The following is a 15,820-nucleotide window of genomic DNA, read 5'->3' on the forward strand; positions in this document are numbered from 1 at the left end:
CTTCCCTCTCTCCCCGTCCGCTCTGACTCCTCAAGAGTCGCGAAAACGGCGGAGCGCGGGCAGTGCGGGGCGTCGGGTGTTCGGCATGACAGCTGTCATGCCGGACACCCGACGGTCCGTCACGTCCGTCAGAGGGACTTCTTCAGGCTGAGCTGTTCGTGCAGGAAGGCGACCTGGAACAGCATGAGGTTCTCCGCGACCTCCTCCTGCGGGGTCATGTGGGTGACCCCGGAGAGCGGCAGCACGACGTGCGGGCGGCCCGCGGCCAGCAGGGCGGAGGAGAGCCGCAGGGTGTGCGCGGCCACCACGTTGTCGTCGGCCAGGCCGTGCACCAGCAGCAGCGGGCGCTCCAGCTTCGCCGCGTCGCCGGTCAGGGTGTTGGCCTCGTACACCCCGGGGCGCTCGTCGGGGTGACCGAGGTAGCGCTCGGTGTAGTGGGTGTCGTAGAGCTTCCAGTCCGTCACCGGGGCGCCGGAGACGGCGGCGTGGAAGACGTCCGGGCGGCGCAGCACCGCGAGGGCGGCCAGGTAGCCGCCGTAGGACCAGCCGCGGATGCCGACCCGGCCGAGGTCCAGCGGGTACGTGCCGGCGAGCGCCCGCACCGCGTCCACCTGGTCCTCCAGGGTGGCCCCGGCGAAGTCGAAGGCGATCGCCTTCTCCCACTCCGGGCTGCGGCCGGGGGTGCCCCGGCCGTCCGCCACGACCACCGCGAAGCCCTGGTCGGCGAACCACTGCGAGGTCAGGTGCGGGTTCTGCGACTGCGCCACCCGCTGGCCGTGCGGGCCCCCGTACGGGTCCATCAGCACGGGCAGCAGGCCGTCCCGCTCCCGGTCGTAGCCGGTCGGCAGGAAGACCGCGCACGGGATCCGGCGCTCCCCGGCGAAGACGAACTCGGGCCGGGCGGTGATCACCGGGGTCTCCGCGTACGAGGCGACGGTGGCCACCGTCGCGCCGCCGCGCAGCACCTCGGCCCGGGCGCCGTTCCAGGAGGTGTCGGCGGAGAGCAGCACCGTGACGTCGCCGCCGCGGACGGCCGAGACCACCCCGGCCGTGCCGAGCCGGGTGAGGCCGGTGCCGTCGGGGGCGACCTCGAAGGTGCCGATCCAGCCGGGCTCCGCCGAGTCGTCGGCGGGGCCCCCGGAGGCGGTGAAGAGGATGGTCTCCGCCACCGAGAGCACCGAACGTACGTGCAGTCGCGCGTCGGACAACGTCAAGTCGCCGGCCACCAGGACCCGGACGCCGTCCTGGTCGGCGATCCGCACCAGGCGGCCGTCGGCCGTCCGGGACGGGGAGCCGGCGAACAGGTCGAGCCAGACCTCGTCCCGCTCGGCCAGCTCGGTGGTGGTGGCGCCGGTGGCCTGATCGACGGTCAGGTAGCGCTGGGTGCGCTGGTGGCGGGCCTGCACCAGCAGGGTGAGGGCGCTGCCGGACCAGTGCACCCGGGCCAGGTACGGCTCCTCGGCGCCGTCCCAGCCGACCCGGGTGCGGCCGCCGTCCAGGTCGAGCAGCCACAGGCCGACCTCGGCGTTGGCGGTGCCGGCCCGGGGGTAGGCCACCTCGGCCGGGACGACGTCCGGGTTGGCGGGGTCGGCGATCCACCAGCGGGCCACCGGGGCCTCGTCGGCCCGGGCGGCCAGCAGCCGGTCACCGGACGGGGACCACCAGAAGCCGCGGTCCCGGTCCATCTCCTCCTGCGCGATGAACTCGGCCTGACCCCACGTCACCCCGTCCCGCTCGGGGGTGGCCAGCGCGCGGTCCCCGCTGCCGTCGGCAGCGGTCACCCGCAGCTCGCCGGCGGTGTTCGCGTACGCCACCAGGGAGCCGTCCGGCGAGGGTCGCGGGTCCAGCACCGGGCCCTCGGCGGGCAGCTCGCGCGGCGCCCCGCCGCCGGCCAGGTCCACCGCGAAGAGGCGGCCGGAGAGCGCGAAGGCCGCCAGCGAGCCGGAACCGTCCAGGGCGTAGCCGACGATGCCCGCCGAACCCTCCCGGCTGCGCTCGCGGCGGGCCTTCTCCGCCGCCGAGAGGCTCTCCTCGCCGCCGCCGAGCAGCTCCACCGGGTCGGCGGCGACCCGCTCCGCGCCGGTGGCCGGGTCGAGGGTCCAGAGCAGGTTGGCGCGCTCGGCACCGCCCCGGGAACGCAGGAAGACCACCCGGGAACCGTCCGGTGCGACGGCGAACGACCGGGGGGCGCCGACCGTGAACCGCTGGGTGCGCGCGTACTGCCGGGGGAAGGTTTCAGTGCTCATGGCACGAACTCTAAGGCCCCACGAACGACCGTCATCACCCGTTCGGCGCAGCGCCCGTGACCTGCCGTCAAGCGGCTCGCGGGCCGCTCCCACCGGCCCGGATGCCGATCTTGGGGCTCCGCGCGCAGCCATGCGGACTCACGGAAAGTAATGCAGCGCTCACCGATCGGGTATCCCTTGAGTCATCACGTCCCCTGCCGTCCTGTCCCCGGGGCGGCACACCCGAGAAAGGGTGTGAGCCTGATGGCTCTGTCCATCTCCGCAGCCGTGCTGATGCTGGTCATCGTGGTGGTGCTGATCCGCCGGTCGGGCCTGAAGCTGGCACACGCGATCGTCTGCGCACTGCTCGGCTTCTACCTCGCCTCCAGCTCGATCGCCCCGTCGATCCAGCAGGTCACCAGCAACGTGGCCGGGATGATCAACGGCCTGAAGCTCTGAGGGCCCGTCGCCGGTCGGCTGCACCGGCGTACGGGTGGCGATCGGTAGGCTTCGCGGCATGACCGCTGCCTCCGACCGGCCCGAGCGCCGGCTGCTGCTGGTGCACGCGCACCCCGACGACGAGTCGATCGGGAACGGCACCACCATGGCCCGGTACGCCGCCGAGGGGGCCGGGGTCACGCTGGTGACCTGCACCCTCGGCGAGGGCGGCGAGGTGATCCCGCCGGAGCTGGCGGAGCTGACCGCGGACCGGACCGACCGGCTCGGCGAGTACCGGATCGGTGAACTGGCCGCCGCCATGCGCGAGCTGGGCGTCACCGACCACCGCTTCCTGGGCGGCCCGGGCCGCTACCGGGACTCCGGGATGATGGGCCTGCCGGAGAACGACCGGCCGGACTGCTTCTGGCGGGCCGACCTGGACGAGGCGGCCGGGCACCTGGTCGCGGTGGTCCGGGAGGTCCGGCCGCAGGTGCTGGTCACCTACGACGAGCAGGGCGGCTACGGGCACCCCGACCACGTCAAGGCCCATCAGGTCGCGATGCGGGCCCACGAGTTGGCCGCCGATCCCGGCTGGCGCCCCGAGCTGGGCCCGGCCTGGCGGATCGCGAAGGTGTACTGGAACCGGATGCCCCGCCCGGTGATCGAGGCCGGGCTGGCCGCCGTGGCCGCCGCCGGCCCCTTCCCCGGGGTGGCCGAGCCGGGCGACGTGCCCGGGGTGGTCGACCCCGAGGTGGTCACCACCGTGCTCGACGGGACGGCGCACGCCGGGGCGAAGGCGGCCGCGATGGCGGCGCACGCCACCCAGATCACCGTCAAGGGCGAGTGGTTCGCCCTCAGCAACGACCTCGGTCAGCCGCTGGTGGCCACCGAGTACTACCAGCTGGTCCGCGGCGAGCCCGGACCCGAGCGGCCGGAGACCGACCTGTTCGCCGGTCTGGAGGTCCAGCGATGAGCGGCACGGCCGAGACCACCACCACCGGGGCCCGGTCCGCCCGGAGCCTGCCCGCCAAGGTGTTCGGCAGCCGCAGCGGGCGGCTGGCGGAGGCTCAGCCGCCGCGCGGCATCCGGGTGGTGGCCTACCTGGTGCTGCTGCTTCTCGGGGCCGCGGTCTCGCTGACCGGCTGCTTCGTGCAGGCGCTCTGGCCGCCGGCCGGTCTGCTGCTGGCGCTGGCCGCCACCTGGGCGGTCTTCTACGGCGGCCTGCGGGTGACCGGCACCAAGCTGGGGGCCGGGGCGCCGCTGGTGGGCTGGTTCCTGGTGCTGCTGGTGCTGATGGCCCCCCGCCCGGAGGGCGACTTCGTGCTCGCCGCCTCCTTCACCTCCTACGCCTACCTCTTCCTCGGCGCGGTCTCCGGAGTGGTCTGCGCGACCCTCCCGACCCGGGGCGGCTTCGGTCTGCTGAACCCGTGACGGCACGTCAGGGCACCCTCCGGGCCGCACCCTCTGCCGGAGATGCCCGACCTGTCCGCGGAACCGCACAGTATGGTGGTGCCGCGACAGGCGGTTCGACGTACGCCTGCGCAACTGGTGTCGGAGGGTCACTCGGCCGGGCCGAGGTCCCACAACCCGCGACCGCACGTCCCACACGAGCGGGCCGCGAACCCGGAGCAGAGCAGCATTGAGCAGCCGCGAACCTGACAGCGCGAACCCGTCGCCCCGGCACACCGGGCCGGACGCCTACCCGTCGGGCACCCCGCCCTACGGCACCGGCGTCCCGGGCGGCTTCGGCGCCGCCGACCCGTTCGGCGTGACGCCCGGTCAGCCCGCGGCCGCCCAGGCGGGCCCGGGCGAGGGCGAGGACACCCCCAGGACCGAGACCACCCTGACCACCCGGGTCCGGATCAACATCCCGGGCTCCCGGCCGATCCCGCCCGTGGTGATGCGCAGCACGGTGAAGAGCGAACCCGCCGCCGCTGCCGCGCCCGAGGCGCCCGGCGGGCCCCGGCACCGCTCGGCCACCCCTTCCTCCCCCGTCCTGGGCGTGGTGGACGCGGCCGCCCCCGCCGGGACCCCGCCGAACCTCCCGCCGGAGTGGCGCCAGGAGGCCGCCCCCGCGCCGGTGGACGGCGAGTCCACCGGCGAGTGGTTCCGGCCCCGCCAGAAGGGCGCTCCCGCCCCGGTGGCCGCCGGAGCGCCCGGGCCGGAGGCGGGCGCCCCCCGCCCGGCCGCACGCCCGTCCGCACCCCAGGCCGCACCGGGCGGCGCGCACCCCACCCCGTCCGGCGCGCCGGCCTCGCCGTTCGCCCCTGCCGACCCCTTCGCGCCGACCGATCCCTTCGCCCAGGCCGACCCCTTCGCGGGTCCTGGAGCCGTCGGCGCCCCGCGTGCTGACGACCCGTTCGCCGCGCGGCACCCCGGAGGGGGCTCGCCGTACGCGAACGACCCCTACGCCAACGACCCGTACGCGGCTCCGCCGGCCGGCGGTCCGCGCCCGCAGGGCGAGCCGGAGGACACCCGGATCGGCGGCTTCGACCCGGTCCGGGACGACTTCGACGCCTACGCGGCCGGCGAGGCCGCCATAGCCGCCGGCCCGGCCGCCGGTGCGCCCGCCGCCCCGGCCTCGCCGTACGGCCAGGCGGACCCGTTCGCCCCGGCGGACCCGTTCGGGACCGACCCGTTCGCGGCCGGGCCGGGCCGGGCCGGACAGCCGGGCCAGGCCGTGCCGCAGGACCCGTTCGGCGCCCCCGCCGACCCCTTCGGCAGCCGTCCCGCCGGACAGCCGGGCGGGCCTGACGCCCCGTCGGCGGCCCGCCCCGAGGGGCGCTTCGCCAACGTCCCGTACGAGCCCGCCGAGCCGTTCCCGGGCAACCGCCCGACCGGCCCGCGCGGCGCCGCCCGCCCCGGCGGCGGTCCCGCCGCCGACCCGTTCGGCACCACCCCCGCCGCCCAGGGCCCCGGGGCTGCCGAGGCCGAGGAGGCACCGGCCCAGGAGGCCGCGAAGCCCAAGGCCGCGGCCAAGCCCAAGGCGGCCGAGCCCGCACCGGCCCCGCGCGGCAAGGCCGGGAAGCTCGCCACCTACGCCGTCGGCGGTCTGCTGTTCGCCGGCGCCGCCGCGTACGGCACCGGCCTGATGCTCAATCAGGCCGACATCCCCCGGGGCACCACGGTGCTGGGCACCGACATCGGCGGGTACACCCGCGACCAGGCGGTGACGGCGCTGGACTCCTCGGTGGCGAAGACCGGCCAGAAGCCGCTCAAGCTCAAGCTCGGCGACCAGACCGTGGAGCTCGACCCGGTGACCGCCGGCCTGGCCTTCGACACCACCGCGACGGTGGACGGGCTGACCGACCACACCTACAACCCGGTCGAGGTGATCGGCTCGCTGGCCGGCGGCAGCAAGGCCGTGCAGCCCCAGGTGAAGGTGGACCGGTCCAAGCTGAAGGCCGCCCTGGAGGGCCTCGGCGCCAAGACCAGCCAGGGGCTCCAGGAGGGCACGGTCCGCTTCACCACGGACGGCAAGACCGAGGTCGTGCCCGGCCGGGCCGGGCAGGCCGTGGACGCCGCCGCCGCGATGGACAAGGTCGAGCAGGCCTACCGCGCCAGGGCCGCCGGACAGCCCGACGCGGAGCTCGCGGTGCCGGTGACGGCCGCCCAGCCCAAGGTCTCCCCCGAGGCCCTCCAGGCGGCCGCCGACGGCCTCGGCAAGCAGGTGCTGGCGGGGAACGTCACGGTGCAGGCCGGCGGCAAGACCTGGACCTTCGGGAAGGCCACCGCCGCCAAGGCCCTCACGCTGGCCCCGGACGCCTCCGGCAAGATGGCGCTCAGCTGGGACCTGGCCAGGCTGGAGGAGTCACTGAACGGCACCTTCGACAAGGTGAAGACCAAGAAGGGCGGCACCTCGGTGGCCATCACCGCCCAGGACGTCGCGGACGGTATCGCCTCGGTGATCGACAAGACCACCGCCAAGGACCGGACCTACAAGTTCGCCTGAGCGGGGGCCAGTTGAGCCGGCGCGGGGCCGGTACCGGATGATCCGGTGCCGGCCCCGTCGCATTTCCGGCCCCCGGCCGCTGCGGCGAAAACTCGCCAGTGGCGTGAATTTGCCAGCAACGGTGCGTGACAACACCCCGCGCTGATTTGGGCCGTTGGACCCCAAATTCCCCGTAGCCCTCAACAAAGCGGTAGCGTCCGATTATCGGACATGCAATTGCACTGGACATTCGAGGGCAGAGCAACCAAAACGGACAGTGGGTCTACGCGCATCACATGCTCGAACAGGGGAACGGTCCGTCCTGATACCGGAGTTGCGAAGCTCGGGTTACGGACGCGTGAACGTCGGTTGTAACGATATGTCCGTTTTAGGCCGTATCGCTGAGCGCTTGTCAAGGTGTCTGGAACTACGAAGTGGTTGACATTCCAACACGAAGCAAGAAATGCACGGCCAGCAACTGGGGAACTCTTGACGTTCGATAAACGACTTGCAAGAGTCCGTGCGATCACCTTTTTGCAGCCGCTACACCCCGGGCGGGAGCTCCAGCACCATGACTAACCCCACCAAGGCCACGGCCGAGGCCGACACCGTAGGGACGGCCGACACCATCGCGCCGACCGCGACGTCGGCCACGACGTTCAAGGGCCTGTCCCCGAGGACCATCAGCTGGCGTCGCTTCAAGCGCGACCGCACCGGCGTGGTCTCGGCGTTCATCGTGGCGTTCTTCGTCCTGGTGGCGCTGTGCGCCCCGCTGATCTCGATGGTCTACGGCAAGGACCCGTACACCCTGTACGGCCAGGACGACCCGAGCCTGCTGAACGACTTCGGCTTCCCGCTCGGTGCGAACGGCGGCATGAGCGGTGACTTCTGGTTCGGCCTGGAGCCGAAGCTCGGCCGTGACGTCCTCATGCAGCTGGTCTACGGCATCCGCACCTCGCTGCTGATCGCCCTGATCGCGACCCTGCTGTCCACCGCGATCGGCGCCGTCATCGGCGTGGCGGCCGGCTACCTCGGTGGCAAGACCGACTACTTCGTCGGCCGGGTGATCGACGTGCTGCTGGCCTTCCCGTCCACCCTGTTCTTCATCGCCTTCACCCCGGTGCTGTTCGCGGCCTTCTACAAGCCGGACGAGAACATCCCGTCCTTCGCCCGCGCCGTGGTGCTGGTGGCCGTCCTGGTGATCTTCGGCTGGGCCGGCCTGGCCCGGCTGATCCGCGGCACCGCGCTGGCCTTCCGGGAGCGCGAGTTCGTCGAGGCGGCCCGGGTCACCGGTGCCTCGCCGTTCCGGATCATCTTCAAGGAACTGCTCCCCAACCTGTGGACGCCGATCCTGATCCAGGCCACGCTCTCCCTCCCCGCCCTGGTGACCGCCGAGGCCGCACTCTCCTTCCTCGGCGTCGGCATCATCGAGCCGACCCCCGACTGGGGCCGGATGATCGCGGCCGGCACCGACGTCTACCAGGACGACATCACCTATCTGATCTTCCCCGGGGCTTCGCTGGTGATCTTCGTGCTCGCCTTCAACCTCCTCGGGGACTCGGTCCGGGATGCACTCGACCCGAAGACCAAGCGCTGACGCAGCGTCGCCCAGGCGCTGAACACTCCCAAAAAGTTGAGCAACCGCACACCTCGGCAGCCGCCGCGGCCGTGCTGACCAGCCGGTTAACCGACAGGCAGGACGACATGATTTCTCGCAAGACCCTCCAGGCGGCCGCAGCAGTCGTGGCCGTCGGCACCCTGACCCTCACCGCCTGCTCCAGCGGCGGTGGCGGTGGCACCAAGAGCGGCGACAAGGCCTCGGCCTCCCCGTCGAAGTTCAACGAGCACCCGAACATCGTGGTCGGCACCGCCGCGGACTCCCAGGGCCCGGCCAAGCCGGTCGAGGGCGCCAAGGCCGGTGGCACGGTCAAGAACATCGAGCGTGACGACTACGAGCACCTCGACCCGGCCCAGGTGTACTCCAACACCGGCTCCAACTTCTCCCTGCTGATCACCCGTGGCCTCACCGGCTACAAGCAGGAGGGCAACACCGTCAAGCTGGTCGGTGACCTCGCCACCGACACCGGTGTCGCGAGCGACGGCGGCAAGACCTGGACCTTCAAGCTGAAGGACGGCGTCAAGTGGGAGACCGGCGACGCCATCACCTCCGCTGACGTCAAGCACTCGATCGAGCGCTCCTTCGCCCCCTTCATCACCCAGGGCGCGACCTACGTCCAGCGCTGGCTGACCGAGGAGGACTACCGCAAGGCCTACGCCGGCCCGTACGACGGCAAGCACCTCGACAACGTCACCACCCCGGACGAGAAGACCATCGTCTTCAAGTTCGCGAAGCCGCACGCCGACTTCAACTACGCGATGGCGATGACCACCTACGGTGTCGTCTCCCAGAAGGGTGACACCAAGGAGGAGTACGACAAGAAGCCGGTCTCCTCCGGCCCGTACAAGATCGTCAACCGGGTCACCGACAAGTCGCTGAGCCTCGAGCGGAACACCAACTGGGACGCGAAGACGGACCCGATCCGCCACGCCTACCCGGACAAGTGGAACTTCGAGTTCGGCTACCAGGCCATCCCGGCCACCGACAAGCTCCTCGCCGCCGACAAGGGCGAGGACGTCAACACCATGTCGTTCTACTCCGGCGTGGCCGGCGACCGCCTCCAGAAGGTGCTCGACGACGCCTCGGTGAAGGACCGTCTGGTCAAGGGCGAGAGCCCCTACGCCGACTACTACTACATCAACAACAAGAAGGTCACGGACCTCAAGGTCCGCCAGGCCCTCAACTACGCGTGGCCGCACCAGCAGATCCGCACCACGGAGGGTGGCCCGGCCACCGGCACCTACTCCACCACCCTGCTGAACCCGTCGGTCGCCGGCTTCCAGGACTACGACCTGTTCGGCAAGAAGGAGAAGCCGACCGGTGACCCGGAGAAGTCCAAGGCCCTGCTGAAGGAAGCGGGCAAGGAGAACTACAAGATCGTCTACGCGTACAACAACACGCCGAACCAGCAGAAGGTCTCGGTCGTCATCGAGGACGCGCTGAAGAAGGCCGGCTTCGAGGTCGTCCTCAAGCCGATCGACACCAAGACCTGGTACGACGAGATCTCCAAGGTCGACAAGCAGTTCGACGTCTTCTGGGGTGGCTGGGGCGCCGACTGGCCGAACGCCTCCACCGTCCTCCCGGTGCTGTTCGACGGCCGCCTGATCCAGGACGGCTCGAACAACTACGCCAACTTCAACGACCCCGAGGTCAACGCCGAGATCGACCGGATCCTCGACCTGGCCGACCTGAACGAGCAGAACAAGGCGTGGGGCGCCCTGGACAAGAAGATCATGGAGAAGGCCGCCCTGATCCCCGGCATCCAGGAGAAGTTCTACATCCTGCACGGCTCCAAGATCGGTGGCGCGACCTACGACGCGCTGGGCAAGATCATCTCCCCGAACGACGTGTTCGTGAAGCAGTGATCACCGCCTGACCGGTAGTACCCCCGTGGTGCCCGCCGCCGCCCAGCGCGGCGGCGGGCACCACAGCCACCCAGACGGATGGCGCGAAGTACCACAGCCCCAGCCCGCCCCACCACGCCGGCCGCCGAACACCCCCCGTGCGGACCAGGCGTGACATGCGATCAGGAGATCCCGCTCCCATGTTCCGCTTCCTCGTGCGCCGGACACTAGGTGCGGCTGTGATCCTATTGATCATCAGCGCCATCACCTTCTTCCTCTTCTACGCGGTCCCGGCCGACCCCGCCCGGTCCTTCTGCGGCAAGACCTGTGACGCGAGCACCCTGGCGCAGATCAAGGTCAACCTCGGGATGAACGAGTCGGTTCCGGCCCAGTACTGGCACTGGCTGGTCGGCATCTTCGCCGGCCGCGACTACGCCGCCTTCGGTGCCTGCGCGGCACCGTGCCTCGGCTACTCCTTCGCGAACAAGGAGCCGGTGCTCGGCACCATCCTGGACCGCTTCCCGGCCACCATCTCGCTCACCCTGGGCGCTGTGGTCGTCTTCCTGATCGTGGGCGTGGGCGCCGGCATGCTGGCCGCGCACAAGCAGGGCACCATCATCGACAAGGCCGCGAGCTCCATCTCGCTGTTCTTCTCCTCGATGCAGATCTACTTCATCGGCACCGTGGCGATGTACTTCCTGGTGTTCAAGAACCAGATCTTCACCCAGCCTCACTACAACAACTTCAGTGACGGCATCGGCGAGTGGTTCTCCGGTCTGCTGCTGGCCTGGCTGGTGCTGGCCCTGATCTTCACCGCCAACTACACCCGCATGACCCGTTCCTCGATGATCGAGCAGCTCACCGAGGAGCACGTGCGGACCGCACGGGCCAAGGGCATGTCCGGCCGCACCGTCTTCATGCGCTTCGCCTGGCGCGGTGCGATGGCCCAGATCGTCACCATCCTCGGCCTGGACCTGGGCTCGCTGCTCGGTGGCGCGATCATCACCGAGACCACCTTCAACATCCACGGCATCGGCAAGCTGTCCATCGCGGCGGTCGTCGACAACGACCTGCCGATGCTGATGGCGGTGGTCGTGGTGGCAGCCGCACTGATCGTCTTCTTCAACATCATCGTGGACGCCGTGTACGCCCTCATCGACCCCCGGATCCGTCTCGCATGAGCGCCATGAACCGCTCCGAGCACCGCACGACCCCACGAGGAGTACGCCCGTGACCACCCAGGCCAAGCCCCAGGCCGCCGCCGACCGGAGCGACAGCTCCGCCTTCCTCTCGGTCCGTGACCTCGCGGTCAGGTTCAAGACCGAGGACGGCATCGTCAACGCGGTGGACGGCCTCTCCTTCGAGGTCGAGAAGGGCACCACCCTCGGCATCGTCGGTGAGTCCGGCTCCGGCAAGTCCGTCACCAACCTGGCGATCCTCGGGCTGCACAACCCGGCCGTCACCACCATCACGGGCTCGATCCGGCTGGGCGACGACGAGCTGGTGGGGATGACCAACCGTCAGCTGGAGCCGCTGCGCGGCAACAAGATGGCGATGATCTTCCAGGACCCGCTGACCGCGCTGTCGCCGTACTACACCATCGGCCGGCAGATCGGCGAGGTGTTCCGCAAGCACACCGGGGCCAGCAAGAAGGAGGCGCGGGACCGCGCCATCGAGATGCTGACCAAGGTCGGCATCCCGCAGCCGACCACCCGGGTGGACGACTACCCGCACCAGTTCTCGGGCGGCATGCGCCAGCGCGCGATGATCGCCATGTCGCTGGTCTGCGACCCCGACCTGCTGATCGCGGACGAGCCGACCACGGCGCTCGACGTGACCGTCCAGGCCCAGATCCTGGACCTGCTGAAGGACCTCCAGCAGGAGTTCGGCACCGCGATCATCATGATCACCCACGACCTCGGCGTGGTCGCCCAGACCGCCCACGACGTGATGGTCATGTACGCCGGCCGGGCGGTCGAGCGCGGCACCGTGCGCGAGGTTCTGAAGGCCCCTCAGCACCCCTACACCTGGGGCCTGCTGTCCTCGATGCCGAGCCTGAGCGGCCCGCTGGACGTCCCGCTGACCCCGGTCCGCGGCACCCCGCCGAGCCTCATCAACCTCCCGACGGGCTGCCCGTTCAACCCGCGCTGCGACCACCGGGAGCAGGTCACCGGCGGCAAGTGCACCAGCGAGCGTCCCGCGCTCGCCCCCGCCACCGGCCACGCCACCGCCTGCCACCTCGCCCCGGCGCAGAAGCAGGACATCTTCATCAACCAGATCCAGCCGCGGCTCGGCTGAACGGGACGGCGAATCACATGAGCGACCAGATCACCCTCGACAAGCCCGAGGGCACCGCCGCCCCGACCGGCACGCCGCTGCTGGAGATCAAGGGCCTGGAGAAGCACTTCCCGGTCCACGGCGGCTTCCTGATCAAGCGCAAGGTCGGCGCCGTGCACGCGGTGGACGGCATCGACCTGACCGTGCACGCCAACGAGTCGGTCGGCCTGGTCGGCGAGTCCGGCTGCGGCAAGTCGACCCTGGGCCGGCTGGTCACCCGGCTGCTGGAGCCCACCGGCGGAAGCATCAAGTACCAGGGCCAGGAGATCGCCCACGCCAGCCGCAGGGACATGGCGCCGATCCGGTCCGACATCCAGATGATCTTCCAGGACCCGTACTCCTCGCTGAACCCGCGTCAGACGGTCGGCGCCATCATCGGCGCGCCGATGGAGATCAACGGGATCGAGCCGGCCGGCGGCGTGCAGCGCCGGGTCCAGGAGCTGCTGGAGACCGTCGGTCTCAACCCGGAGCACTACAACCGCTTCCCGCACGAGTTCTCCGGCGGCCAGCGCCAGCGCATCGGCGTGGCCCGCGCGCTCTCGCTGAACCCGAAGCTGATCGTGGCCGACGAGCCGGTCTCCGCGCTCGACGTCTCGATCCAGGCCCAGGTCGTCAACCTGCTGCAGCAGCTGCAGAAGGAACTGGGCATCTCCTTCCTGTTCATCGCGCACGACCTCTCGATCGTCCGGCACTTCTCGCAGCGCGTCGCGGTGATGTACCTGGGCAAGATCGTCGAGATCGCGGACCGCAAGTCGCTGTACGAGAGCCCCCGGCACCCGTACACCCACGCGCTGCTCTCCGCCGTCCCGGAGGCCGACCCGGACGACGTCCGCGAGCGCATCCGGCTGGTCGGTGACGTCCCGTCGCCGATCAACCCGCCGTCCGGCTGCCGCTTCCGCACCCGTTGCTGGAAGGCGCAGGACAAGTGCGCGACGGAGGAGCCCCCGCTGGTCCAGCTCTCCGGCAACGTCGACGGCCACCTGACGGCCTGTCACTTCCCGGAGGAGGGCTCCACCTCGGTGCCCGAGCCCCGCACCGCCAAGGAACTCTGAGCCCACGCCAAGGGCCCCTCCCCCACCCCGGGGAAGGGGCCCTTCGGCACACCCGGCCCCACCCATCGACGGCCACCTGACGGCCTGCCACCTCCCCGGAGGGGAGCACGAGCAGAGCCCGGAGGAGGGCTCCGCCTCGGTGCCCGAGCCCCGCACCGCCAAGGAACTCTGAGCACACCCCGAAGGGCCCCTCCCCACCCGGGAAGGGGCCCTTCGTCACTGCTGCTGCTGGATGTCCTCCTCGCGCTCCGCCGCGAAGTGGCAGGCCGAGTCGTGCAGGGCCAGCCCCTGGAGCCAGGGCCGGCCGGTGAGTTCCGGGACCTCCTCGGCGCACTTGGGCTGGGCCTTCCAGCAGCGGGTGCGGAAGCGGCAGCCGCTGGGCGGCTTGGCGGGTGACGGGACGTCACCGGTGAGCACGATCCGGTCCCGCGACTCGCGGGCGCTCGGGTCCGGCACCGGCACGGCCGACAGCAGGGCCTGGGTGTACGGGTGGGTGGCGTGGTCGTAGATCTCCAGGTCGCTGCCGATCTCGACCATCTTGCCGAGGTACATCACGCCGACCCGGTCGGAGATGTGACGGACGATCGAGAGGTCGTGGGCGATGAACATGTAGGAGAGGTTGAACTCCGTCTGGAGCTTCTCCAGCAGGTTGATCACCTGCGCCTGGACCGAGACGTCCAGCGCGGAGACCGGCTCGTCGCAGATGATCACCTCGGGCTTGAGCGCCAACCCCCGGGCGATCCCGATCCGCTGGCGCTGCCCGCCGGAGAACTGGTGCGGGTACCGGTTGATGTACTCCGGGTTCAGGCCCACCACGTCCAGCAGGTCCTGCACCGCCTTGCGGCGGTCCCCCTTCGGCGCCACCTCGGGGTGGATCTCGAAGGGCTCGCCGATGATGTCGCCCACCGTCATGCGGGGGTTGAGCGAGGTGTACGGGTCCTGGAAGACCATCTGGATGTTGCGCCGCACCGCCTTGAGCGCGGACCCGCTCAGCCGGGAGATCTCCTCCCCCTTGTAGCGGACCGAGCCCGAGGTGGCCGGCTCCAGGTTCATCAGCACCTTGGCCAGGGTGGACTTGCCGCAGCCCGACTCGCCGACGATGCCCAGCGTCTCGCCCTGCATCAGGTCGAAGGAGACGCCGTCCACGGCCTTGACCGCGCCGACCTGCTTCTTGAAGAGGACGCCCTTGGTCAGCGGGAAGTGCTTGACCAGGTCCCGCACTTCGAGGATCGGCTCGCCCCGGGGCACCTCCTGCTCGAAGGCCACCTCCTCCGGGAGGGCCGCGCCGAGCGCGCTCGCGCCGTTAGGAGGCGTCATCGAGGGTCTCCTTCCAGAAGAAGCAGGCACTGCGCCGGCCCGGCAGCTCGGCCCCGTCCGGCCCGGTCACCCGGTCGAGCGGTGGGACGTCCCGGCGGCAGACCTCCTGGGCCCGCGGGCAGCGCGGGTTGAAGGCGCAGCCCGGCGGGATGCGGAGCAGGTTGGGCGGCAGGCCCTTGATCGCGTAGAGCTCCTGGCCCTTCTGGTCGAGCCGGGGGATGGAGTCCAGCAGGCCGCGGGTGTACGGGTGGGCCGGCCGGGCGTAGAGCTCGTGCACCGGGGCGGTCTCGACGATCCGGCCGGCGTACATGACCGCGATCTTGTCCGCGACGTCGGCGACCACGCCGAGGTCGTGGGTGATCAGGATCAGGCCCATGTGGTACTCGGCCTGCAGCTCCGCCAGCAGGTCCATCACCTGGGCCTGCACCGTCACGTCGAGCGCGGTGGTGGGCTCGTCGGCGATGATCAGGTCCGGCTCCAGGGCCAGCGCCATGGCGATCATGATGCGCTGGCGCATGCCGCCGGAGAACTGGTGCGGGTAGTCGCCGACCCGGTCCTTGGCGGCCGGGATGCGCACCCGGTCCATCAGCTCGATGGCCTTGAGCTTGGCGGCCTTGCCGGACATGCCCCGGTGGGCGCGGTACATCTCGCCGAGCTGGTGCCCGACGGTGAGCACCGGATTGAGCGAGGAGAGCGCGTCCTGGAAGATCATCGCGATCTTCTGGCCGCGGATCTGCCGCCGGGCCTCCCGGTCCATCTTCAGCATGTCCTGGCCGCGGAAGCGGATCTCGCCCTGCGGGATCCGGGCCGGCGGCATGTCGAGGATGCCCATGATCGCCTGCGCGGTGACGGACTTCCCGGAGCCGGACTCGCCCAGCACCGCCAGGGTCTCGCCCGCGCTGACGCTGTAGTTCACCCCGTTGACGGCCTTGGCCACCCCGTCCCGGGTCTTGAACTCCACGTGCAGGTCCCGGACTTCGAGCAGCGGGCCCTCGTACGGGGCTTCCCGGGCGGGCTTCTTGGTGTCGACTGCGGTGGTCATCGCCTTCGTTCCGCCT

Annotated in this window: 12 protein-coding genes; 9 read left to right on the forward strand and 3 right to left on the reverse strand. The window is 70.9% G+C overall.

Translation table 11 applies throughout. The features are described 5' to 3' along the window. Positions 1–128: 128 nt before the first annotated feature. Positions 129–2,246 (reverse strand): alpha/beta fold hydrolase, encoded by a 2,118-nt coding sequence (locus tag ACWEPF_RS13240; protein ID WP_452172621.1) that lies wholly within the window; start codon positions 2,244–2,246, stop codon positions 129–131. Between the two features lie 243 nt (positions 2,247–2,489). Here ACWEPF_RS13240 and ACWEPF_RS13245 point away from each other — a divergent pair, with 243 nt between their 5' ends. The 9 genes from ACWEPF_RS13245 to ACWEPF_RS13285 all read left to right on the forward strand — a co-directional run bounded on the left by ACWEPF_RS13245 (position 2,490) and on the right by ACWEPF_RS13285 (position 13,445). Next, entirely contained in the window at positions 2,490–2,684 is a 195-nt protein-coding gene (locus ACWEPF_RS13245; RefSeq protein WP_345282187.1) for a DUF2304 domain-containing protein, read from the forward strand. Positions 2,685–2,742: 58 nt separating this feature from the next. Then, complete coding sequence (gene mshB, locus ACWEPF_RS13250) at positions 2,743–3,636, forward strand: N-acetyl-1-D-myo-inositol-2-amino-2-deoxy-alpha-D-glucopyranoside deacetylase (protein WP_345282185.1); 894 nt, start codon at positions 2,743–2,745, stop codon at positions 3,634–3,636. Continuing rightward, the gene (locus ACWEPF_RS13255; RefSeq protein ID WP_452172622.1) at positions 3,633–4,094 is read left to right on the forward strand and encodes a DUF6113 family protein; all 462 of its coding nucleotides are present in this window, start codon (positions 3,633–3,635) and stop codon (positions 4,092–4,094) included. Before mshB ends, ACWEPF_RS13255 begins: the two co-directional genes overlap by 4 nt. 208 nt (positions 4,095–4,302) lie before the next feature. Next, entirely contained in the window at positions 4,303–6,615 is a 2,313-nt protein-coding gene (locus ACWEPF_RS13260) for a peptidoglycan binding domain-containing protein (protein WP_452172623.1), read from the forward strand. A 550-nt stretch (positions 6,616–7,165) separates the two neighbouring features. Then, entirely contained in the window at positions 7,166–8,191 is a 1,026-nt protein-coding gene (locus tag ACWEPF_RS13265; RefSeq protein ID WP_345282179.1) for an ABC transporter permease, read from the forward strand. A gap of 107 nt (positions 8,192–8,298) precedes the next feature. Continuing rightward, positions 8,299–10,077 (forward strand): ABC transporter substrate-binding protein, encoded by a 1,779-nt coding sequence (locus ACWEPF_RS13270; protein WP_449798874.1) that lies wholly within the window; start codon positions 8,299–8,301, stop codon positions 10,075–10,077. A 179-nt stretch (positions 10,078–10,256) separates the two neighbouring features. Then, a complete protein-coding gene (locus ACWEPF_RS13275) occupies positions 10,257–11,237 on the forward strand; it encodes an ABC transporter permease (protein WP_345282174.1) in 981 nt (326 codons plus the stop codon). Positions 11,238–11,286: 49 nt separating this feature from the next. Further along, on the forward strand, positions 11,287–12,354 hold the full coding sequence (locus tag ACWEPF_RS13280) for an ABC transporter ATP-binding protein (RefSeq protein ID WP_452172624.1): 1,068 nt from the start codon (positions 11,287–11,289) through the stop codon (positions 12,352–12,354). 17 nt (positions 12,355–12,371) lie between these two features. Beyond that, complete coding sequence (locus ACWEPF_RS13285) at positions 12,372–13,445, forward strand: ABC transporter ATP-binding protein (protein ID WP_345282170.1); 1,074 nt, start codon at positions 12,372–12,374, stop codon at positions 13,443–13,445. Between the two features lie 216 nt (positions 13,446–13,661). Here ACWEPF_RS13285 and ACWEPF_RS13290 read toward each other — a convergent pair whose 3' ends face one another. Beyond that, positions 13,662–14,762 carry an ABC transporter ATP-binding protein gene (locus tag ACWEPF_RS13290; RefSeq protein WP_452172625.1) on the reverse strand — a complete coding sequence of 367 codons (1,101 nt, stop codon included), beginning with the start codon at positions 14,760–14,762 and terminating at the stop codon, positions 13,662–13,664. Beyond that, positions 14,749–15,804 (reverse strand): ABC transporter ATP-binding protein, encoded by a 1,056-nt coding sequence (locus ACWEPF_RS13295; RefSeq protein ID WP_452172626.1) that lies wholly within the window; start codon positions 15,802–15,804, stop codon positions 14,749–14,751. Before ACWEPF_RS13295 ends, ACWEPF_RS13290 begins: the two co-directional genes overlap by 14 nt. Positions 15,805–15,820: the final 16 nt, after the last annotated feature.

This window comes from Kitasatospora sp. NPDC004289, assembly GCF_053602875.1.

Excerpts from the sequence above, each read along its gene's own strand:
- ACWEPF_RS13240 (WP_452172621.1), bottom strand. The coding sequence starts at position 2,246 with ATGAGCACTGAAACCTTCCCCCGGCAGTACGCGCGCACCCAGCGGTTC.
- ACWEPF_RS13245 (WP_345282187.1), top strand. The coding sequence starts at position 2,490 with ATGGCTCTGTCCATCTCCGCAGCCGTGCTGATGCTGGTCATCGTGGTG.
- mshB (WP_345282185.1), top strand. The coding sequence starts at position 2,743 with ATGACCGCTGCCTCCGACCGGCCCGAGCGCCGGCTGCTGCTGGTGCAC.
- ACWEPF_RS13255 (WP_452172622.1), top strand. The coding sequence starts at position 3,633 with ATGAGCGGCACGGCCGAGACCACCACCACCGGGGCCCGGTCCGCCCGG.
- ACWEPF_RS13265 (WP_345282179.1), top strand. The coding sequence starts at position 7,166 with ATGACTAACCCCACCAAGGCCACGGCCGAGGCCGACACCGTAGGGACG.
- ACWEPF_RS13270 (WP_449798874.1), top strand. The coding sequence starts at position 8,299 with ATGATTTCTCGCAAGACCCTCCAGGCGGCCGCAGCAGTCGTGGCCGTC.
- ACWEPF_RS13275 (WP_345282174.1), top strand. The coding sequence starts at position 10,257 with ATGTTCCGCTTCCTCGTGCGCCGGACACTAGGTGCGGCTGTGATCCTA.
- ACWEPF_RS13285 (WP_345282170.1), top strand. The coding sequence starts at position 12,372 with ATGAGCGACCAGATCACCCTCGACAAGCCCGAGGGCACCGCCGCCCCG.
- ACWEPF_RS13290 (WP_452172625.1), bottom strand. The coding sequence starts at position 14,762 with ATGACGCCTCCTAACGGCGCGAGCGCGCTCGGCGCGGCCCTCCCGGAG.
- ACWEPF_RS13295 (WP_452172626.1), bottom strand. The coding sequence starts at position 15,804 with ATGACCACCGCAGTCGACACCAAGAAGCCCGCCCGGGAAGCCCCGTAC.